Below are 490 nucleotides of genomic sequence, written 5' to 3'. Positions count from 1 at the left end.
GCCAGCACATGGGGATAGGACAGCGGCACGCCCTGCTCGGGGCGAAAACCACAGGCACGGCCATAGGCGGCGATTGCGCCGCCCGACACCTCCACCGCCGGGCGTACCAGACGCTCCCTGGGCAATACCGGCGCGGCATCTGGCTTGGGCTTGCGCACGCCGCGCGCACCGGCGAGCAACAGTTGGGCGCGCGAAGGCGGCGGGTCGATGATCTGCGTCACGTAGTCCATTCAGGCCCCCAGCAGGCTTTGCCCGCACACCCGCACCACCTGGCCATTGACCCCACCGGACGCCGGATGCGCCAGCCAGGCGATGGTCTCGGCCACGTCCACCGGTTGGCCGCCCTGGGACAGGGAATTCATGCGCCGCCCGGCCTCACGGATCAGCAGCGGGATTTTCGCGGTCATCTGCGTCTCGATAAAGCCCGGCGCCACGGCATTCACCGTCACTTGCCGCACCGCCGCGCGCGGGGCCAGGCCTTGCACCAGGC

Annotated in this window: 2 protein-coding genes; both read right to left on the bottom strand. The window is 70.2% G+C overall.

Going from position 1 to position 490, the window contains the following annotated elements; translation table 11 throughout:
• A partial coding sequence (locus tag AC0L3B_RS38360) for a hypothetical protein (RefSeq protein ID WP_473382780.1) occupies nt 1-230 on the bottom strand: 230 nt, incomplete at its 3' end.
• Nucleotides 231-490 (bottom strand): SDR family oxidoreductase (locus AC0L3B_RS38355; protein WP_473382777.1); only part of this gene is annotated, 260 nt, incomplete at its 5' end.

It is taken from the genome of Bradyrhizobium sp. Kon56, from assembly GCF_055807635.1.
Note: the sequence above shows the minus strand (reverse complement) of the source record. Positions and strands in the feature narration are given on the sequence as shown.